Annotated in this window: 20 protein-coding genes; 5 read left to right on the forward strand and 15 right to left on the reverse strand. The window is 68.3% G+C overall.

From position 1 onward, the window contains the following. The first annotated feature begins 193 nt into the window (after positions 1–193). The 4 genes from H3H55_RS04340 (at position 194) to waaA (ending at position 5,080) form a co-directional block, all read left to right on the forward strand. Positions 194–1,588 (forward strand): phosphomannomutase/phosphoglucomutase, encoded by a 1,395-nt coding sequence (locus H3H55_RS04340; protein ID WP_193097784.1) that lies wholly within the window; start codon positions 194–196, stop codon positions 1,586–1,588. 175 nt (positions 1,589–1,763) lie between these two features. Next, on the forward strand, positions 1,764–2,759 hold the full coding sequence (gene waaC / locus H3H55_RS04345) for a lipopolysaccharide heptosyltransferase I (protein ID WP_193097785.1): 996 nt from the start codon (positions 1,764–1,766) through the stop codon (positions 2,757–2,759). A gap of 43 nt (positions 2,760–2,802) precedes the next feature. Next, entirely contained in the window at positions 2,803–3,687 is an 885-nt protein-coding gene (locus H3H55_RS04350; RefSeq protein WP_193097786.1) for a Kdo hydroxylase family protein, read from the forward strand. A 37-nt stretch (positions 3,688–3,724) separates the two neighbouring features. Then, positions 3,725–5,080: a lipid IV(A) 3-deoxy-D-manno-octulosonic acid transferase gene (waaA, locus tag H3H55_RS04355; RefSeq protein ID WP_193097787.1), complete on the forward strand. Its 1,356-nt coding sequence runs from the start codon at positions 3,725–3,727 to the stop codon at positions 5,078–5,080. Positions 5,081–5,149: 69 nt separating this feature from the next. Here waaA and ureG read toward each other — a convergent pair whose 3' ends face one another. From ureG to urtA, 12 genes are all read right to left on the reverse strand, one after another. Then, positions 5,150–5,797 (reverse strand): urease accessory protein UreG, encoded by a 648-nt coding sequence (ureG, locus tag H3H55_RS04360; protein WP_193097788.1) that lies wholly within the window; start codon positions 5,795–5,797, stop codon positions 5,150–5,152. Between the two features lie 17 nt (positions 5,798–5,814). Further along, positions 5,815–6,495: an urease accessory protein UreF gene (locus H3H55_RS04365; RefSeq protein ID WP_193097789.1), complete on the reverse strand. Its 681-nt coding sequence runs from the start codon at positions 6,493–6,495 to the stop codon at positions 5,815–5,817. Beyond that, positions 6,482–7,093 carry an urease accessory protein UreE gene (gene ureE / locus H3H55_RS04370; RefSeq protein ID WP_193097790.1) on the reverse strand — a complete coding sequence of 204 codons (612 nt, stop codon included), beginning with the start codon at positions 7,091–7,093 and terminating at the stop codon, positions 6,482–6,484. Before ureE ends, H3H55_RS04365 begins: the two co-directional genes overlap by 14 nt. 17 nt (positions 7,094–7,110) lie before the next feature. Next, positions 7,111–8,817 carry an urease subunit alpha gene (gene ureC, locus H3H55_RS04375; protein ID WP_048251500.1) on the reverse strand — a complete coding sequence of 569 codons (1,707 nt, stop codon included), beginning with the start codon at positions 8,815–8,817 and terminating at the stop codon, positions 7,111–7,113. Positions 8,818–8,855: 38 nt separating this feature from the next. Beyond that, entirely contained in the window at positions 8,856–9,161 is a 306-nt protein-coding gene (locus H3H55_RS04380; RefSeq protein WP_048251499.1) for an urease subunit beta, read from the reverse strand. A gap of 8 nt (positions 9,162–9,169) precedes the next feature. Next, positions 9,170–9,472 carry an urease subunit gamma gene (gene ureA / locus H3H55_RS04385; protein ID WP_006406310.1) on the reverse strand — a complete coding sequence of 101 codons (303 nt, stop codon included), beginning with the start codon at positions 9,470–9,472 and terminating at the stop codon, positions 9,170–9,172. Between the two features lie 236 nt (positions 9,473–9,708). Further along, positions 9,709–10,587, reverse strand: coding sequence for an urease accessory protein UreD (locus H3H55_RS04390; protein WP_193097791.1), 879 nt, complete (start codon positions 10,585–10,587; stop codon positions 9,709–9,711). A gap of 145 nt (positions 10,588–10,732) precedes the next feature. Next, positions 10,733–11,425, reverse strand: coding sequence for an urea ABC transporter ATP-binding subunit UrtE (urtE, locus tag H3H55_RS04395; RefSeq protein WP_129513902.1), 693 nt, complete (start codon positions 11,423–11,425; stop codon positions 10,733–10,735). Positions 11,426–11,429: 4 nt separating this feature from the next. Then, entirely contained in the window at positions 11,430–12,287 is an 858-nt protein-coding gene (urtD, locus tag H3H55_RS04400; RefSeq protein ID WP_129513903.1) for an urea ABC transporter ATP-binding protein UrtD, read from the reverse strand. Further along, the gene (gene urtC, locus H3H55_RS04405; RefSeq protein ID WP_193097792.1) at positions 12,284–13,468 is read right to left on the reverse strand and encodes an urea ABC transporter permease subunit UrtC; all 1,185 of its coding nucleotides are present in this window, start codon (positions 13,466–13,468) and stop codon (positions 12,284–12,286) included. Before urtC ends, urtD begins: the two co-directional genes overlap by 4 nt. 1 nt (position 13,469) lies before the next feature. After that, positions 13,470–15,089 (reverse strand): urea ABC transporter permease subunit UrtB, encoded by a 1,620-nt coding sequence (urtB, locus tag H3H55_RS04410; protein ID WP_193097793.1) that lies wholly within the window; start codon positions 15,087–15,089, stop codon positions 13,470–13,472. Positions 15,090–15,231: 142 nt separating this feature from the next. After that, positions 15,232–16,539, reverse strand: coding sequence for an urea ABC transporter substrate-binding protein (urtA, locus tag H3H55_RS04415; RefSeq protein WP_129513906.1), 1,308 nt, complete (start codon positions 16,537–16,539; stop codon positions 15,232–15,234). Between the two features lie 307 nt (positions 16,540–16,846). On the opposite strand from urtA, the gene H3H55_RS04420 reads away from it, so the two are divergent. Beyond that, entirely contained in the window at positions 16,847–18,175 is a 1,329-nt protein-coding gene (locus tag H3H55_RS04420) for an aspartate aminotransferase family protein (protein WP_193097794.1), read from the forward strand. An 84-nt stretch (positions 18,176–18,259) separates the two neighbouring features. Here the strand turns inward: H3H55_RS04420 and H3H55_RS04425 are convergent, their stop codons facing one another. From H3H55_RS04425 to H3H55_RS04435, 3 genes are all read right to left on the reverse strand, one after another. Continuing rightward, positions 18,260–18,583: a rhodanese-like domain-containing protein gene (locus H3H55_RS04425; RefSeq protein WP_193097795.1), complete on the reverse strand. Its 324-nt coding sequence runs from the start codon at positions 18,581–18,583 to the stop codon at positions 18,260–18,262. 14 nt (positions 18,584–18,597) lie between these two features. Then, complete coding sequence (locus tag H3H55_RS04430; RefSeq protein WP_048251491.1) at positions 18,598–19,254, reverse strand: protein-L-isoaspartate O-methyltransferase family protein; 657 nt, start codon at positions 19,252–19,254, stop codon at positions 18,598–18,600. A 104-nt stretch (positions 19,255–19,358) separates the two neighbouring features. Then, positions 19,359–19,616, reverse strand: coding sequence for a hypothetical protein (locus H3H55_RS04435; RefSeq protein WP_048251490.1), 258 nt, complete (start codon positions 19,614–19,616; stop codon positions 19,359–19,361). Between the last annotated feature and the right edge of the window lie 44 nt (positions 19,617–19,660).

A 19,660-nucleotide genomic window follows, 5' to 3' on the forward strand; every position in this document is an offset into this window, starting at 1 on the left:
GCGGGACGGCTAGGCATTAAAATGGGCGACATGCGCGTCATCAAAACCCGCGATTATAAGTGGGATCGGGGTCGCTCCAGCCGTTCCGCTCCGTGTCGTGCCGGACCGGCATGTATCATGCGCGGCACCGGCGAGACGCGGTCAGGCAAGTCAGACAATTTTCCATGCACGCAACTGAGAGAGAAGAGAATCGATGATCTCCCAATCCATCTTCAAGGCATATGACATTCGTGGCGTGGTCGGCAAGACACTCGACGTCGATACGGCGCGCGGGATCGGCCGGGCATTCGGCAGCGAAGTGCGCGCACAGGGCGGCGACGCGGTCGTCGTCGCGCGCGACGGCCGCCTGTCCGGGCCGGACCTCGTCGGCGCACTCGCCGACGGCCTGCGTGCGGCGGGCGTCGACGTCGTCGATGTCGGCATGGTGCCCACGCCGGTCGGTTATTTCGCGGCGAGCGTGCCGCTTGCGCTGAAGGGCGGCGAGCGCCGCGTCGATTCGTGCATCGTCGTCACGGGCAGCCACAACCCGCCCGACTACAACGGCTTCAAGATGGTGCTGCGCGGCGCCGCGATCTACGGCGAGCAGATCCAGGCGCTGTACCGTCGTATCGTCGACGAACGTTTCGAAACGGGCAGCGGCACCTATGAGCAGGTCGACGTCGCCGATCAGTACATCGCGCGCATCGTCGGCGACGTGAAGCTCGCTCGCCCGCTGAAGCTCGTCGTCGACGCCGGCAACGGCGTCGCAGGCCCACTCGCGACGCGCCTGTTCAAGGCGCTCGGCTGCGAACTCGTCGAGCGCTTCACCGACATCGACGGCACGTTCCCGAACCACCACCCCGATCCCGCGCACCCGGAAAACCTGCAGGACGTGATCCAGGCGCTGAAGGACACCGATGCCGAGCTCGGCTTCGCGTTCGACGGCGACGGCGACCGCCTCGGCGTCGTCACGAAGGACGGCCAGATCATCTATCCGGACCGCCAGCTGATGCTGTTCGCGGAAGAAGTGCTGTCGCGCAACCCGGGCGCGCAGATCATCTACGACGTGAAGTGCACGCGCAACCTCGCGCAGTGGGTGAAGTCGAAGGGCGGCGAGCCGCTGATGTGGAAGACGGGCCACTCGCTCGTGAAGGCGAAGCTGCGCGAGACGGGTGCGCCGCTCGCCGGTGAAATGAGCGGCCACGTGTTCTTCAAGGATCGCTGGTACGGCTTCGACGACGGTCTCTACACGGGCGCGCGCCTGCTCGAGATCCTGACGAAGTCGGCCGACCCGAGCGCGCTGCTGAACGGGCTGCCGGACGCGATGAGCACGCCCGAGCTGCAGCTCTGGCTCGACGAGGGCGAGAACTTCCGCCTGATCGACAAGCTGCAGAAAGAGGCGAAGTTCGACGGCGCCGAGGAAGTCGTGACGATCGACGGCCTGCGTGTCGAATACCCGGACGGCTTCGGCCTCGCGCGTTCGTCGAACACGACACCGGTCGTCGTGATGCGTTTCGAATCCGAGACGCAGGAAGGGCTCAAGCGCATCCAGGAAGACTTCCGCCGGGTGCTGACGGCCGCGAAGCCGGACGTCAAGCTGCCGTTCTGAATGTCGGCGGCCTGCGGGCCGCCGGCGGTGCGACGGCCGATTCGCCGGTCGCGCCCTCCCCGAAAAGCGGCGCACGCCACAGGCGTGCGGCCGCTTTTTGTCTGTCTGCTCCCCCGGGCGAGCTAAAATCGCTCCTTTATGTCTGTCGCCGGCTGCCAGCCGGCGTTTTTTCAGCGTGCAAAAGATCCTGATCGTGCGCGTGTCGTCGCTGGGCGACGTCGTGCACAACATGCCGGTGATCGCCGATATCCGGCGCCGCCATCCCGATGCGCAGATCGACTGGCTCGTCGAGGAAAGCTTCGTCGACCTCGTGCGGCTCGTCGACGGCGTGCACGATGTGCTGCCGTTCTCGCTGCGCCGCTGGCGCAAGAAGCCGTTCGCGGGGGCCACGTGGCGCGAGATCCGCGCATTCCGCAAGCGCCTCGCGGCCGAGCAGTACGACCTCGTGATCGACTGCCAGGGTCTCATCAAGACGGCCTGGGTCGCGAGCTGGGCGCGCGGCCCGCTCGTTGGGCTCGGCAACCGCACCGACGGCGCCGGCTACGAATGGCCCGTGCGCTTCTTCTATCGCAAGCGCGTGCCGATCGCGCCGCGCACGCACGTCGTCGAGCGCTCGCGGCAACTCGTCGCGGCCGCGCTGGGCGACCCGGCGCCGACGCCGGCCGATCCGGTCGACTTCGGCCTCGACACGCGCGCGGCGGCGCTCGCGGTGGCCGCGCTCGGCCTGAACCTGCCGGTGCCGTACGTGGTGTTCGTCCATGCGACGTCGCGCGCCGACAAGCAGTGGCCGGACGCCGCGTGGGTCGAGCTCGGCCAGGCGCTCGTGCGGCGCGGCGCGTCGCTGGTGCTGCCGTGGGGCAACGACGCGGAGCGCGCGACCAGCGAGCGGCTCGCGAAGGAGTTCGGCGCGGCGGCGATCGTGCCGCCGAAGCTGTCGCTGCCGGCCGTGGTCGGGCTGATCGACGGCGCGGCCGCGACGGTCGGGGTTGATACAGGTCTGGTTCACATCGCGGCCGCGCTGAAGCGTCCGACGGTCGAACTGTACAATTTCGCGACGGCCTGGCGGACCGGCGGCTACTGGTCGCCGAACGTCGTCAATCTCGGCACGGCGGGGCAGCCCCCGTCGATCGCGCAGGTGAAGTCGGCGCTCGCGGGCTTCGGTCTCCTGTAATGCCCGCCATGCTTGCCATGCCTGCCACACACGCGAACCGATCATGAGCGAATCCCAGATCATCGAAGTCCCGTCCGCCGACTGGAGCGGACACAACCTGTCGGCGCCGCGCGAGCAACTGCTGGCCGCGGTCGAGGAAGGCAAGGTGCTGTATTTCCCGCACCTGCGCTTCGCGATCGAAGGCGGCGAGGAAGCGCTGCTCGATCCGGCGCTCGCCGATCCGAAACGCAAGAACATCAGCCTCGCACCGAACGGCGGCGCACTCGCCGGCGTGCTCGGCGACAGCGTCACGCAGTCGGCCGTGCGCGCGCTCGTCGCGCGCTTCCAGCAGCAGGCCGGCACGCTCGTCGACGGCCTGTTTCCCGAATACCGCGGCAAGCTGCGCGTCGCGCCGACGAGCCTGCGGCTGATGCAGGTCGAGACGCGCCAGACGTCGTGGCGCAAGGACGACAGCCGGCTGCACGTCGATGCGTTTCCGTCGCGGCCGAACTACGGCGAGCGCATCCTGCGCGTGTTCACGAACGTGAACCCGGCTGGCGTGCCGCGCGTGTGGCGCGTCGGCGAGCCGTTCGAGGACGTCGCGAAGCGTTTCCTGCCGCACATCCGGCCGCAGTTGCCGGGCGCCGCGTGGCTGCTGAACCTGCTGCACGTGACGAAGTCGCCGCGCAGCGCGTACGACCACCTGATGCTGAACCTGCACGACAGCATGAAGGCCGATCTCGACTACCAGAAGACGAGCCCGCAGCAGACGATGCCGTTTCCGTCGGGTTGCGTGTGGATATGTTTCTCCGACCAGACTTCGCACGCTGTGATGTCCGGCCAGTTCATGCTCGAGCAGACGTTCTTCCTGCCGGTCGACGCGATGGTCCGCCGCGAATGCGCGCCGCTCGGCATTCTCGAGCGCCTGCAGGGCAGGGCGCTGGTTTGAGCGCACACCTGCTTCGATTCAATACGAGGGCTGCCGCATGCTGAGGGCGATCTATCGCGCACTGTGGTGGCTCGTCGCGCCTGTCGCGGTTATCCGGCTCTACGTGCGTTCGCGCAAGGAGCGCGGCTACCGCGAGCACATCGGCGAACGCTTCGGCCATGTGGCCGGCCGCTCGCGCGACGATCGCGCGCCGCTGATCTGGGTGCATGCGGTATCGGTCGGCGAGACGCGTGCCGCGCAGCCGCTGATCGACGCGCTGACGCGCGTGCGCCCCGATGCACGCATCCTGCTTACACACATGACGCCGAGCGGCCGTGCGACCGGCGTGCAGATCTTCGGCGATCGCGTGCTGCGCTGCTACCTGCCGTACGACATGCCCGGCGCGGTGCGGCGTTTCCTGCACGCATGGCGGCCGACGCTCGGCCTCGTGATGGAAACCGAGGTGTGGCCGACGTTGATCGACGAGTGCCGCCGCGCGGACGTGCCGCTCGTGCTGACCAATGCGCGGATGTCCGCGCGTTCGTTCCGGCGCGCGGCGAAGTTCGGCACGGCGACGCGCGACGTGTTCGGCGGCTTCTCGCGTGTGCTCGCGCAGAGCCCGGCCGATGCGGAGCGGCTGACGTCGCTCGGTGCGCGCAATGTGACCGTGCTCGGCAACCTGAAGTTCGACATGACGACGCCGCAGGAACTGGCGGCGCGCGGTCATGCGTGGCGCGATGCGATCGGCGCGCGGCCCGTGTGGGTCGCCGCCAGCACGCGCGAGAACGAGGAGGCGCTGGTGTTGCAGGCGTTCGCGGCGATGCGCACGCCCGGCGCGCTGCTGGTGCTGGTGCCGCGTCATCCGCAGCGTTTCGCCGAGGTCGAGGCGCTGGTCGAGCGCAGCGGGCTCAAGTGCATGCGACGCTCCACGTGGGCGGCCGACACGGCCGCGCTCGCGGCCGGCCACCCGGCCGCCGAAGCGCTGCCGGAGGACGTGACGGTGCTGCTCGGCGATTCGATGGGCGAACTCGGTGCGTATTACGCGGCCGCCGACATCGCGTTCATCGGCGGCAGCCTGCTGCCGCTCGGCGGCCAGAACCTGATCGAAGCATGCGCGGTCGGTGTGCCGGTGCTGATGGGGCCGCACGTGTTCAACTTCACGCAGGCAACCGCCGATGCGGTCGCGGCCGGTGCGGCGCTGCAGGTCGAGGATCCGCTCGATCTCGCGCACGTGCTCGACGCGCTGTTCGCCGACAAGGCGCGGCGCATCGCGATGGGCGCGGCCGGCGCGGCGTTCGCGTCGCGTCACCGCGGCGCGACCGCGCGCACGGTCGACGTGCTCGCGGCACTGCTGCCGCCCGCCGAACGCGGCGAGCGCGCGATGCAGGACGGGCAGGACACGTCCGACAAATAGACGGCATGCGGCGCCATGCCGCGCGGGCAGGCGTGGCGGCTTCGTGTGCCGCCGCCGCGCCGTTCACGCTCAGACCGTCAGCAACCCCTTCTTCTCGATGAACGCGATCACGTCCGCGACGCCGTCGAGCGCCTTCAGGTTCGTCATCACGTAAGGCCGCTCGCCGCGCATCTTCTTCGTGTCGGATGCCATCACGTCGAGGTTCGCGCCGACCAGCGGCGCGAGATCGGTCTTGTTGATCACGAGCAGGTCGGACTTCGTGATGCCGGGGCCGCCCTTGCGCGGAATCTTCTCGCCGCCCGCGACGTCGATCACGTAGATCGTCAGGTCCGACAGTTCGGGGCTGAAGGTTGCCGCGAGATTGTCGCCGCCCGATTCGATGAACACGATGTCGGCATCGGGAAAGCGCGACAGCATCCGGTCGACGGCCTCGAGGTTGATCGACGCATCCTCGCGGATCGCCGTGTGCGGGCAGCCGCCCGTCTCGACGCCCATGATGCGCTCCTTGGGCAGCGCGCCCGCCACCGTCAGCAGCCGCTGGTCTTCCTTCGTATAGATGTCGTTCGTGATCGCGACGAGGTCGTACTTGTCGCGCATCGCCTTGCACAGCATTTCGAGCAGCGTGGTCTTGCCGGAGCCGACGGGGCCGCCGATGCCGACGCGCAGCGGCGGCAGTTTCTTCGTGCGGCGGGCGGAGGAGGAAGCAGGTGCGTTCATGGCGAGTAGCGTCGTAGTCAGGAGCGGAACAACCGCGAGTACTGGGTTTCGTGCCGCGCGGACAGGATGCCGAGCTGCGGCGCGAACGTGTTGATGGCGTCGGGCGGCGTCGCGAGTGCTCGGCGCACGGCCGCGTCGATCGCGCCGCGCAGTGCGACGATGATGCGTTGCCCGGCGAGCTGGCCGAGCGGTACGGCCTTCAGCGCGGCCGACGTCTGGTTCTCGACCCAGCCGAATGCGTACGCGGCGAGTGTCGCGTCGGCGCCGGCGTCGTGCGCGGCGGCCGCGTACGCGAACGCGGTCGGCAGCGCGACCGGCGACAGCGATGCGAGCGTCGTGCGGCGCGCGGCATCGCCCCATTCGAGCGATGCGCAGAGTTGCGCGAGCGACCAGCCCATCTGTTCGGTCTCGCGGCGCAGTTCCGCCGATTCGCGGCTGGCGACATACCACGCGTTCTCGGCAGCGAGCGCCGGCGCATCGTGTGCGTGCCAGCGCGCGAGCTGGTGTGCGAGGAACGGCAGCTCGCCGTGCGCGAGCACGTCGGTCAGGCCGCTCGCGATCCAGTCGCGCGCGGAATCGGCGTCGCGGATCAGGTTCGCGTCGAGCGCGGCTTCGAAGCCCTGCGAATAGCTGTACGCGCCGATCGGCAGCGCCGGCGACGCGAGGTGCAGCAGCGCGACGAGTTCAGTGGTGGTCATGGCCATGGCCGTGCGTGCATCCGGGACCATGTTGATGATCGTGATCGTGATCGTGATCGTGATCGTGATCGTGCGAGTGCCCGTGGTGTTCGCCGAACACCTGTTGCGCGAGCGCGTAGTCCTCGGCGAACGTCGCGTCGTGCCCGTGCTTGTGGCCGCCGCCGTAGGCGCCGGCTTCCGGCTGGAACGGCGCGTTCGCTGCGTCGACCTGCGTGCCGAGACGGCGCAGCATGTCCGCGAGCACGGGATCGGCTTCGAGCTTCAGGTAGCCGTCGCCGATCTCGACCGGCGTGTGGCGGTTGCCGAGGTGGTACGCGGCGCGCATCAGCGTGAGCGGATCGGCCGCGCGTACGAGCAGCACAGCTTCGGACGCGGCGGCGACGCGCACGAGCGCGCCGTCGTCGGCGACGAGCACGTCGCCGTCGCGCAGCACGGTGCCGCGCGGCAGCAGGACCGCGACGTCCTCGCCGGTGTCGAGCGTCGCCGCGAGGCGGCTCTTGCAGCGGGCGTCATACGCGAGCGTGAGGGTCGGTGCGCGCGCAACGAGCGACGCGGCGAGTTTCACGTTCGGGGCAATGCGTTTGTCGAGGGTGCGCATAAGGCAGAAACCGAAAATCAGAACAGGAAATAGCGCTGCGCCATCGGCAGCACCGTCGCCGGTTCGCAGGTGAGCAACTGGCCGTCGGCGATCACGTCGTAGGTTTCGGGGTCGACGCTGATCGACGGGCGCCACGCGTTGTGGATCATGTCGGCCTTCGTCACGTTGCGGCAGTTGCGCACGGGCACGATCTGCTTCGCGAGGCCGTAGCGTTCCGCGATGCCCGCGTCGGCCGCCATTTGCGACACGAAGGTCAGCGACGTGCGCGCGAGCGCACCGCCGCGCGTCGCGAACATCTCGCGGTAGTGGACGGGCTGCGGCGTCGGAATCGACGCGTTCGGGTCGCCCATCTGCGCGACCGCGATCATCCCGCCCTTCAGGATCATCGACGGCTTGATCCCGAAGAACGCGGGCTCCCACAGCACGAGGTCGGCCCACTTGCCGGGCTCGATCGAGCCGACTTCGTGGGCGATCCCGTGCGTGAGCGCCGGGTTGATCGTGTATTTCGCGACGTAGCGCTTCGCGCGGAAGTTGTCGTTGCGCGCGCCGTCCTCGGGCAGCGCGCCGCGCTGCACCTTCATCTTGTGCGCGGTCTGCCACGTGCGGATGATCACCTCGCCGACGCGGCCCATCGCCTGCGAATCGGACGACAGCATCGACAGCGCGCCGAGATCGTGCAGGATGTCCTCGGCCGCGATCGTTTCGCGGCGGATCCGCGATTCGGCGAACGCGAGATCCTCGGCGATCGACGGATCGAGGTGATGGCACACCATCAGCATGTCGAGGTGCTCGTCGAGCGTGTTGATCGTGTACGGGCGCGTCGGGTTGGTCGACGAAGGCAGTACGTTCGCCTCGCCGCACACCTTCAGGATGTCGGGCGCGTGGCCGCCGCCCGCGCCTTCGGTGTGGTACGTGTGGATCGTGCGGCCCTTGAACGCGGCGACCGTCGATTCGACGAAGCCGCCTTCGTTCAGCGTGTCGGTGTGGATCGCGACCTGCGTGTCGGTGTCGTCGGCGACCGACAGGCAGTTGTCGATCGCGGCGGGCGTCGTGCCCCAGTCCTCGTGCAGCTTCAGGCCGATCGCGCCGGCCGCGATCTGCTCGACGAGCGGTTGCGGCAGGCTCGCGTTGCCCTTGCCGAGGAAGCCGAGGTTGATCGGCCAGCCGTCGGCGGCCTGCAGCATCCGCTCCATGTGCCACGGCCCCGGCGTGCAGGTCGTCGCGTTGGTGCCGGTGGCCGGCCCCGTGCCGCCGCCGAGCATCGTCGTGACGCCGGACGCAAGCGCCTCGTCGATCTGCTGCGGGCTGATGAAGTGGATGTGCGTGTCGATGCCGCCCGCCGTCACGATCAGCCCTTCGCCGGCGATCACTTCGGTCGCGGCGCCGATCGCGATCGTCACGCCCGGCTGGATGTCCGGGTTGCCGGCCTTGCCGATCGCGGCGATGCGGCCGTGCTTGATCGCGATGTCGGCCTTCACGATGCCCCAGTGATCGAGGATCACCGCGTTCGTGATGATCGTGTCGGGCACGTCGGCGGCCACGCGCTGCGACTGGCCCATGCCGTCGCGGATCACTTTCCCGCCGCCGAATTTCACTTCCTCGCCGTAGGTCGTGAAGTCGCGTTCGATCTCGATCAGCAGTTCGGTATCGGCGAGCCGGACGCGGTCGCCCGTCGTCGGCCCGAACATTTCCGCGTACGCGCGGCGGCTCAAGCGTAGTGTCATGTCGTGCTGTTCCTGAAGAGACGGACGTGAGGCTTCGCTCAGAGCGGCCCCATCACCTTGCCCTGAAAACCGTAGACGGCGCGATCGCCCGCGAGCGCGACCAGCTCGACGGTGCGCGTCTGGCCCGGCTCGAAGCGCACGGCCGTGCCGGCCGCGATGTTGAGCCGGAAGCCGCGTGCGGCCGCGCGGTCGAACGACAGTGCGTCGTTGACCTCGAAGAAGTGATAGTGCGAGCCGACCTGCACCGGGCGGTCGCCGGTGTTCGCGACGACGAGCGTCAGCGTTTCGCGGCCCACGTTCAGTTCGTGGTCGCCGTCGTCGGTGAGGATTTCGCCGGGGATCATGCGCTGCCTCACGGAATCGGATGATGGACGGTCACGAGCTTCGTGCCGTCGGGGAAGGTCGCCTCGACCTGGATGTCGGGAATCATCTCCGGCACGCCGTCCATCACGTCGTCGCGCGTGAGCAGCGTCGTGCCGTAGTGCATCACCTCGGCGACGGTCTTGCCGTCGCGCGCGGCTTCCATCAGCGCGGCGGTGATGAAGGCGACCGCCTCCGGATAGTTGAGCTTCAATCCGCGCGCGCGACGGCGTTCAGCCAGCAGCGCTGCCGTGAAGATCAGCAGCTTGTCCTTTTCTCGGGGAGTCAGTTTCATGAAGGCAGACGTTCAGGAAAACGTAATTTTTATCGGTGCGCTCACACCCGAGCGCACGCGCGGTTCATCGTAGCACCGCGCTGTTTTGCGTGCGGCGTGTATCGGTTATGTAAGCAGCAAGGCGCGTGCCATGCCCGTGGCGGGCGGTGCGATGCGCGTTCGTGGTGCGCGGTGCATGAACGGCGTGCACCGCCGGATGCGGCGCCGCGCCGAAACGGTGCGTCGGACGAACGGGATCAGGTTTGCCAGAGGCGCAGCGGCCGTGCGTCGACGCCGTGCACGATCGGCCGCAACTGCAGCCAGCAGTCGATGAAATGGCGCTGCAACGCTTCCATCGACGTCGACAGCGCGCGCACGAGCACGACGCCGGGCGTGACGCAGGTCGCGCCCGCGCGCAGCGTGTCGTCGAACGGCATCCGCGCGGCGAGCGATTCGGCGAGCGCGGCGTCGCACGCGGCGCCGGCGGCCCACAGCGTGCCGTACGCGGGAAAGCCGGCGAGGCCCTGCAACGCGCCGCGCAGCGGGTCGTGTGCGTCGAGCAGCGCGCGCTCGGTCCACAATGGCCGGCCGTCGGTATCGACGAGCGCCGAAGTCGACGCGATGCGGCCCGCGGCCCAGGTTTCGCCTGCCGCCTGCCGGCCGAGCTGCGTCGCATCCCAGCCGATCGCGCTCGCGCCCGCGCCGAGTGTCACCGTGAAGTCGAGCGATGCGTGCGCCGCGTCGAAGAACAGGTTGTTCTGCGGCAGCCAGTCGAGCTTCGCGTTCTCACCGACCGTCACGCCGATGCGCTGTGTCGCATCGAGGCCGTTCGACTTGTACCACTTGGTCGCGCCGGGCGTCGTCAGCACCGCGTGCGTGCCGTCGCCGAGCGCGATGTCGATGTCGAGCCGGTCGCCGCCCGCGACGCCGCCCGGCGGGTGGACGATCACCGCGTGGCAGATCGCGTCGCCTTCCGGGTACAGCGGCCGCTGCACGCGCAGCGGTCCGTCGTGCAGCCGGTGCACGAGCGTCGTGCGCGCGCCGTGCCGCTCGAAGCCGAGTTCGAGACGGCCGCGCCACGACTTGGCGACGGCGGCGGGGCGGGACAGCGGGGCGTGGGAATCGGGGGCGGACATCGGCTGCGAACGGGAAACGTGGCGAACGGAGGAAAGCGGGCGCGAAGAACGTGGATGCTACCGGAACAATAATGCAGATGCCGCGTTCGGTGATAGGGCCGGTTTCGGTTGAACCGCGAACCGGCCGCCCGTGCCCGCTGCCGCGTCACACCGCGATCAACTCGCGCACGCCGTTCGTTTCCATGTCCCGCGCGTCACCGCCCGCGACGATTTCGCCGCGGCTCATCACCCAGTACTGGTCCGCGATCGAGCGCGCGAAATCGTAATACTGCTCGACCAGCAGCACCGTCATCCCCGATTCGTCGACCAGCTGGCGCAGCGTGCGGCCGATGTCCTGGATGATCGACGGCTGGATGCCCTCGGTCGGCTCGTCGAGGATCAGCAGTTGCGGTTCGCTCATCAGCGCGCGGCCGATCGCGAGTTGCTGCTGCTGGCCGCCCGACAGGTCGCCGCCGCGCCGCGCGCGCATGTCCTTCAGCACCGGAAACAGGTCGTAGATGCGGTCGGGCACCTTCGACGGCGCCTTCCGGCTCGCCGCGCCGACGAGCAGGTTCTCCTCGACGGTCAGCCGCGGAAAGATGTCGCGGCCCTGCGGCACGTAAGCGAGCCCGGCCGCGACGCGCGCATACGGCGGCATCGCGCCGAGCGCGGTGCCGCGCCACGACACGGTGCCGCTTTTCGCGGCGACGACGCCCATCAGGCAGCGCAGCAGCGTGCTCTTGCCGACGCCGTTGCGGCCGAGCAGCACGGTGAGCTTGCCGTCGTCGGCGGCAAGGCTCACGTTGCGCAGGATATGGCTGCCGCCGTAGTACTGGTTCAGTGCATCGATCTTCAGCATCGCATCATCGTCCGAGGTAGGACCCGATCACCGCGTCGTCGCGCTTGACCTGGTCGAGCGTGCCTTGCGCGAGCACCGCGCCTTCGGCCATCACCGTCACGCGGCCCGTGTCGCCCGCGAGCGCCGCGACGAAATCCATGTCGTGCTCGACGACCATCATCGAGCAGGTGCCGCGCAGCGTGTTCAGCAACTCGGCGAGTTCCATCGTCTCGTGGTCGGTCATCCCGGCCGCCGGCTCGTCGAGCAGCAGCAGCGCGGGGCGCTGCATCAGCAGCATGCCGATCTCGAGCCGCTGCTTCTGCCCGTGCGACAGCTCGCCGGCTGCGCGAAACGCATGGCTTTCGAGGCCGATCAGCGCGAGCGTCTCCTCGATCTTCGCCTGCGCCGCGCGGTCGAGCCGCGCGCGCAGCGACGCGAGCCAGCCCTTGTCGGTCTGCATCGCGAGCTCGAGGTTTTCCCACACCGGATGCTGCTCGAACACGGTCGGTTTCTGGAACTTGCGGCCGATGCCCGCGCGCGCGATCTCGGGCTCGCTCATCCGCGCGAGGTCGAGCGTCTGGCCGAGAAACACGTTGCCCGAGTCGGGGCGCGTCTTGCCGGTGATGACATCCATCATCGTCGTCTTGCCCGCGCCGTTCGGGCCGATCACGCAGCGCAGCTCGCCCGCGTCGATCGCGAGCGACAGCTTGTTCAGTGCGCGAAAGCCGTCGAAGCTGACTTCGATATCCTCGAGGTAGAGGATCGTGCCGTGCGACGTATCGATGCCCGGCGGCACGACGCGGCCCATCGACGCGGTGCCGCTGACGGCCAGCAGCTCGTCCTCGGGCGGCGGCGTGAACTGGTAGAGGGCGGTTCCGTTCATGCGCGTTTCCCCTTCGCGAGCACGGTTTCGACGAGGCCCATGATCCCGCGCGGCAGCAGCAGCGGCACGAGCACGAAGATCAGGCCGAGGAAGAACAGCCAGTACTCCGCGAAGTACGCGGTAAACAGGCTCTTCGCGCCGTTCACCGCGAACGCGCCGACGATCGGCCCGATCAGCGTACCGCGCCCGCCCACCGCGACCCAGATTGCCATCTCGATCGAGTTGCCGGGCGACATCTCGCCGGGGTTGATGATGCCGACCTGCGGAACGTACAACGCGCCGGCGATACCGCACAGCACGGCCGACACGGTCCATACGAACAGCTTGTACGCGAGCGGGCTGTAGCCGAGGAACATCAGCCGCGTCTCGCCGTCGCGCACCGCGGTGACGACGCGCCCGAGCTTGCTCGTGACGATCGCGCGCGCGGCGACGAACGCGAGCACGAGCGTCGCGAACGTCAGTAGCAACAGCACCGTGCGCGTGCCGGGCGACGTGACCGGAAAACCGGCGATGCGCTTGAAGTCGGTGAAGCCGTTGTTGCCGCCGAAGCCCGTCTCGTTGCGATAGAACAGCAGCATCGCTGCGAACGTCAGCGCCTGCGTGATGATCGACAGGTACACGCCCTTCACGCGCGAGCGGAACGTGAAGAAACCGAACACCCACGCGAGCACGGCCGGTACGAGCACGACGAGCGCGAGCGCCCACGCGAGATGCTGCGTGCCGCTCCAGTACCACGGCAACTGGTGCCAGTCGAGGAACACCATGAAGTCGGGCAGGTCGCTGCCGTATTTGCCGTCGCGGCCGATCTCGCGCATCAGGTACATGCCGATCGCATAACCGCCGAGCGCGAAGAACAGCCCGTGGCCGAGGCTCAGGATTCCGCAGTAACCCCAGACGAGATCGAGCGCGAGCGCGGCGATCGCGTAGCACATCAGCTTGCCGGCGAGCGTCATCGCGTAAGCCGACAGATGGAACGCGCTCGATTCGGGCGCGACGAGCGCGGCGAGCGGCACGCCGATGCCGATCGCGATGCACAGCGCGACGAGCGCGAGCCACGCGCGGCGCGACAGCAGCGCGGGGCGCGGCGGCAGGCCGAGCGCGAAACCGTCTGCGGTGCGTGCGGAGGAGGGCGGGGTAGCAGCGGCCGGGCGATCCGGCAGCGTATCGGTAAGGGTAGTCATGTCATGCCTCCGCGCTGCGGCCCTTCGGGGCGAACATGCCCTGTGGACGTTTCTGGATGAACAGCACGATCATCACGAGCACCGCGATCTTCGCGAGCACGGCGCCCCAGAACGGCTCGATCGCCTTGCTCGCGAGGCCAAGCCCGAAGCCGCCCAGCACGGTGCCGGCGATCTGCCCGACACCGCCGAGCACGACCGCCATGAACGAATCGATGATGTAGTTCTGGCCGAGGTCGGGGCCCACGTTGCCGATCTGCGACAACGCGCAGCCGCCGAGGCCGGCGATGCCCGCGCCGAACGCGAACGCATACGCGTCGACGCGCGCGGTCTTCACGCCGACGCACGCGGCCATCCGGCGGTTCTGCGTGACCGCGCGCACGAACAGGCCGAGCCGCGTCTTCGTCAGGACGGCCCACGCGACGAACACCACCGCGAGCGCGAACGCGAGGATCGCGAGCCGGTTGTACGGCAGGATCAGGTTCTGCATCACGGTCACGCCGCCGCTCATCCACGACGGGTTCACGACCTGCACGTTCTGCGCGCCGAACAGCATGCGCGTCGCCTGGATCAGGATCAGGCTCACGCCGAACGTCGCGAGCAGCGTCTCGAGCGGACGGCCGTACAGGTGGCGCAGCACGAGCCGTTCGAGCACGATGCCGACCAGCGCGGCCGCCGCGAACGAAGCGGGCACGGCGACGAGCGGATACCAGTCGAACGCGGCCGGCGCATAACGCTGGATCAGCGTCTGCACGACATAGGTTGCGTATGCACCGATCATCAGGAATTCGCCGTGCGCCATGTTGATCACGCCGATCAGCCCGTACGTGATCGCGAGGCCGAGTGCGGCGAGCAGCAGCACGCTGCCGAGCGACAGGCCCGCGAACAGCGTGCCGACGATCTCGCCGCGGCGCTGCAGCCCGTGCAGTGCGTCGAGCCCCTGCTGCGCGGCGTCGCGCACGCGTGCGTCGGGTTCCGCGTAGCTGCCGTCGGCGTTCTTCGCGACGAGCGGGCGCAGCTGTTCGATCATGTCGAGGTCGTGGCGCGCGGCCACCACCTGCACGGCTTCGAGACGCTTCGCCGGGTCGGCGTCGTGCAATGCGGCGATCGCCCACAGGGCGTCGAGGCGGCGCTTCAACGAGGGGTCGGTTTCCTTCGCGCGAGCGCGGTCGATCATCGGCTTGAGCGCCGGGTCCGGCGACTTCAGCAGCGCATCGATCGCGTCGCGTCGCGCGGCGACATCGGGCGACGCGAGCGCGAGCCCCGACAGTGCGCCCGCGATCTTCGTGCGCAGCAGGTTGTTCAGCATCACGGGCTGCGCGTCGCCTGCGGGCGTCGCGGCCTGCGTGAGCGCGTCGTGCGCGGTGTCGCCGGTCTGGATCAGCAGGCGGCCGTCGCCGGTCGCGAGCGCATCGCCGGTCGACAGCGCGTTGAGCAGCGCGACCGCGCGCGGATCGGTATCGGCGGCGAGCCGTTCGATCGCGGTCGTCTTCGCGTCGAAGTCGTCGCCGGCGAGCGCGGCGGTATCGGCGGCCGTCAGTGCGAACGCGGCGCGCGGCAACCCGCCCGCGAGAGCGGCGCACGCGACGATCGCGACGGCGGCTCGGCGAAAGCGTATAGGCATCGGGAAATCCTGTCGGGCGTGGAGAAGCGAATTCATGCGGCGTTGCGGAGGCGATTGCGGTTCATCACGGCAATCACGGCCCGTGCATCCGCACCTGCGAACGAGCGGGGCATCGCGCCGGTGCACGACGCCCCACATCGCGTCAGGCGAGCGCCGCGCGCTGCCGGCGCAGGAACGCCGGGATCGACGTGACGATGTCCGGCTTGCCCTGGTTGCCCGCGATGAACGGGCTCCACGGCTGCGCGCGCACCGCGGTCTTGGTCTTCCACACGACGTTGAATTGCCCGTCGCCGCGGATTTCGCCGATCATCACCGGCTTGTGCAGGTGGTGGTTGCCGTCCATCGCGAGCGTGAAGCCCGACGGCGCGGCGACGCTCTGGCCGATCATCGCGACGCGCACCTTGTCGACGTCGGTGCTCTTCGCCTTCTCGACGGCCTGTTTCCACATATGGATGCCGACGTAGGTCGCTTCCATCGGGTCGTTGGTCACGCGCTTCGCGCCGCCCGGCAGGTTGTTCGCCTTCACCCACGCGGCGAACTGGTCCTTGAACTTCGTGTTGGTCGGGTTCTTCACCGACATGAAGTAGTTCCACGCGGCGAGGTGGCCGACGAGCGGCTTCGTGTCGATCCCGCGCAGTTCTTCCTCGCCGACCGAGAACGCGACGACCGGCACGTCGGTCGCCTTGATCCCCTGGTTGCCGAGTTCCTTGTAGAACGGCACGTTCGAGTCGCCGTTGATCGTCGAGATCACGGTCGTCTTGCCGCCCTGCGAGAAGGTCTTGATGTTCGCGACGATGGTCTGGTAATCGCTGTGGCCGAACGGTGTGTAGACCTCCTGAATGTCCGCGTCCTTCACGCCCTTCGATTTCAGGAACGCGCGCAGGATCTTGTTGGTCGTGCGCGGATACACGTAGTCGGTGCCGAGCAGGAAGAAGCGCTTCGCGCCGCCGCCCTCGGCGCTCATCAGGTACTCGACGGCCGGAATCGCCTGCTGGTTCGGCGCGGCGCCCGTGTAGAACACGTTGCGCGACATTTCCTCGCCTTCGTACTGCACCGGGTAGTAGAGCAGCCCGTTCAGTTCCTCGAACACCGGCAGCACGGACTTGCGCGACACCGACGTCCAGCAGCCGAACACGCACGCGACCTTGTCCTGCGTGAGCAACTGGCGCGCCTTCTCGGCGAACAGCGGCCAGTTCGACGCGGGATCGACCACCACGGGCTCGAGCTTGCGGCCCATCACGCCGCCGCTCTTGTTGATGTCGGCGATCGTCATCAGCGCGGTGTCCTTCAGCGACGTTTCGGAGATCGCCATCGTGCCCGACAGCGAGTGCAGGATGCCGACCTTGATCGGGCCGGTGCCCGCATCGGCCGCGTGCACGAACGGACTCTTGCCCGCCAGCGCAAGCGCACCGGCCATCGAACCGAACTTCAACAGACTGCGACGTTTCATCGGGATCCCCTTGTCATGTTGGATAGGCGTGCGCCGTAACGGCGCCGGCCATGGGGTAACGCAAGGCATGTGCCAGTCGCGCGGATGCACGTCCGGCGTGCCTGCGCGGGGCGATGGGGTGGTGCGCGTGATGCGTCGTGCAGCATGCGCGGTCCGTTGCGGTGCAGGTTCGCGGGCGCAAATGGTGCACGATTGTGGTTCCCCGTTCCGGTGCTTACACTCGGTGTTCGGTCTGCCATGCACCCTGTCTTCGAATCACGCCGGTGCAGCGCCATGCCGCGCCGCCCGAACCCACCGAGGAGCCACCATGAGTCAACCGCAAGCGAACACGCCCGACCTGTCGGCGTTCTGGATGCCGTTTACCGCCAACCGCCAGTTCAAGGACGCGCCGCGGCTGCTGGTGTCCGCGAAAGGGATGTACTACACGTCGCACGACGGCCGGCGCATACTCGACGGCACCGCGGGGCTCTGGTGCGTGAACGCCGGGCACTGCCGCGACGAGATCGTCGCGGCGATCAACGCGCAGGCCGAGGAGATGGATTTCGCGCCGACCTTCCAGATGGGCCACCCGAAGGCGTTCGAAGCCGCGACGCGCATCGCGCGCCATACGCCGGCCGGCCTCGGCCACATCTTCTTCACGAACTCGGGCTCGGAGGCGGTCGACACCGCGCTGAAGATCGCGCTCGCGTATCACCGCGCGCGCGGCGAAGCGCAGCGCACGCGCTTCATCGGCCGCGAGCGCGGTTATCACGGCGTCGGCTTCGGCGGCATCTCGGTCGGCGGGATCGCGCCGAACCGCAACGCGTATTCGGGCGCGCTGCTGCCGTCGGTCGACCACTTGCCGCATACGCTGAACATCAAGGAAGCCGCGTTTTCGAAAGGGCAGCCGGCGTGGGGCGCGCACCTCGCCGACGAACTGGAACGGATCGTCGCGCTGCACGATGCATCGACGATCGCCGCGGTGATCGTCGAGCCGGTCGCGGGGTCGACGGGCGTGCTGATCCCGCCGAAGGGCTATCTCGAACGGTTGCGCGAGCTGTGCGACAAGCACGGCATCCTGCTGATCTTCGACGAGGTCATCACGGGCTGGGGGCGGCTCGGTGCGCCGTTCGCCGCGCAGTACTTCAACGTGACGCCCGACCTGCTGACGATGGCGAAAGGCACGAACAACGCGGCCGTGCCGATGGGCGCGGTCGCGGCGAGCGACGCCATTCACGACACGATCGTGAGCGGCGCACCGGCCGGCATCGAGCTGTTCCACGGCTATACGTATTCGGGACACCCGCTTGCGGCGGCCGCCGCGTGCGCGACGCTCGACCTGTACGAGCGCGAGCGGCTGTTCGAGCGCGCCGCGCAGATGGCGCCCGTGTTCGAGCGCGAGATCCACAAGCTGAAGGACGCACGGCACGTGATCGACGTGCGCAATCTCGGCCTCGTCGGCGGCGTCGAGCTGGCGCCGCGCGACGGCAAGCCGGGCGCACGCGCGTACGACGTGTTCGTCAAGTGCTACCAGAAGGGCGCGATGATCCGCTATACGGGCGACATCCTCGCGTTCTCGCCGCCGCTCATCATCGACGACGCGCAGATCACCGAGCTGTTCGCGATCGTCGCCGACGCGCTGAAGGAAACGGAATAGGGCGGAAAAGAGAAACGGGCGCGCAATGCGCGCCCGTTCGGCGGATCAGGATGGCGGGCGACGCGCGATGCGTCGCCGGAAAGATCAGTAACGCGGCACGGCCGGATCGACGTCGCGCGACCACGCGTCGATTCCGCCCTGCAGGTTGTACAGCTTCGTGAAGCCGCGCGATTCGAGGAACATCGCGACCTGCGCGCTGCGCATGCCGTGATGGCACACGCAGACGATTTCCGCTTCGTCGTCGAGCTCTTCGCTGCGCGCGGGGATCTGCTGCATCGGGATCGATACGCTGCCGGCGATCTGCGCGGTCGCGATTTCCCACGGCTCGCGCACGTCGAGCACGATCGGCGCGGGGCGCGCCGTGTCGCCGAGCCATTCCGCGAGCATCGCGGGTGTCAGGATCTGCATGGAGGCTCCGCCGCTCAGAACTTGAAGCGCGACGGCTCGATCGCGTTGACGAGGTGGTCGATGTAGGTTTCGAACACGTCGGCGACGCGGTACTGCTTGTCGTCGATGCGCGTGATGATCTGCGCCTTCATCACCGGACGGCCGCCGACGAACGCCGACAGGCGGCCGCCGACCTTCAGCTGTTCGAGCATTTCCTGCGGTACGACGGGCAGGCCGCCCGCGACGCAGATCACGTCGTACGGCGCCTTGCCGGCCCAGCCGCGCGAACCGTCGCCGAGCACGACTTCCGCGTTGGTCACGCCGTCGTTGCGGAGGTTGTCTTCCGCGAACTTCGCGATCGCCGGATCGATTTCGACCGCCGTCACGTGCTGCGCGCGATGGGCGAACAGCGCCGCCAGGTAGCCCGAGCCCGCGCCGATCAGCAGCACGTTCTCGTGCTTCTTGACCGTCAGTTCCTGCAGCACGCGCGCTTCGACGCGCGGGAACAGCATCTTGCTGCGGCCGCCGGGCAGCGGCAGTTCGAGGTCGGCGAACGCGATATCGCGGTATTCGGCCGGCACGTAGTTTTCACGCTTGACGATCGACAGCAGGCCCAGGACGTCGAGATCCAGCACGTCCCACGGCCGGATCTGTTGTTCGATCATGTTGAAACGCGCGTTTTCGATATTCATGGTGTGGTCACGCAGCCTGGTCGGCCATCAGCGGGGATAGAGAAACTTCGTGATTGTACCAAACGGGGCGGCCGCCAAGCCTTCAGGCGGCCTGCAACAGACCTTTATCCCTTGCTCTTCTTGATCTGCGCCTCGAATGCGAGGTCGAGCTTGCTCGCCTTGCGCGGCTTTTTGGGGCCGAATTCGTCGACGAACTTGACGAACTCGTCGAGCGGCAGCGGCTCGCAGCGCTTTTCGCTGGTGCCGCCGGAGCGGTCGACGAGATAGAACAGACCGCCCGCCATTGCGACGGCCGCGAATTGCGGGTTGCCGGAGCGGGTTTTCAGGCGTTCGACCGCGTAGGTCGCTTTGGTGGTGCGCATCGTGCGGGTTCTGGCGGAGCGTGAACTCCACACTGTATCAAACC

The sequence above is a fragment of the Burkholderia sp. Z1 genome (assembly GCF_014893795.1).
Classification (GTDB): Bacteria; Pseudomonadota; Gammaproteobacteria; order Burkholderiales; family Burkholderiaceae; genus Burkholderia; species Burkholderia theae.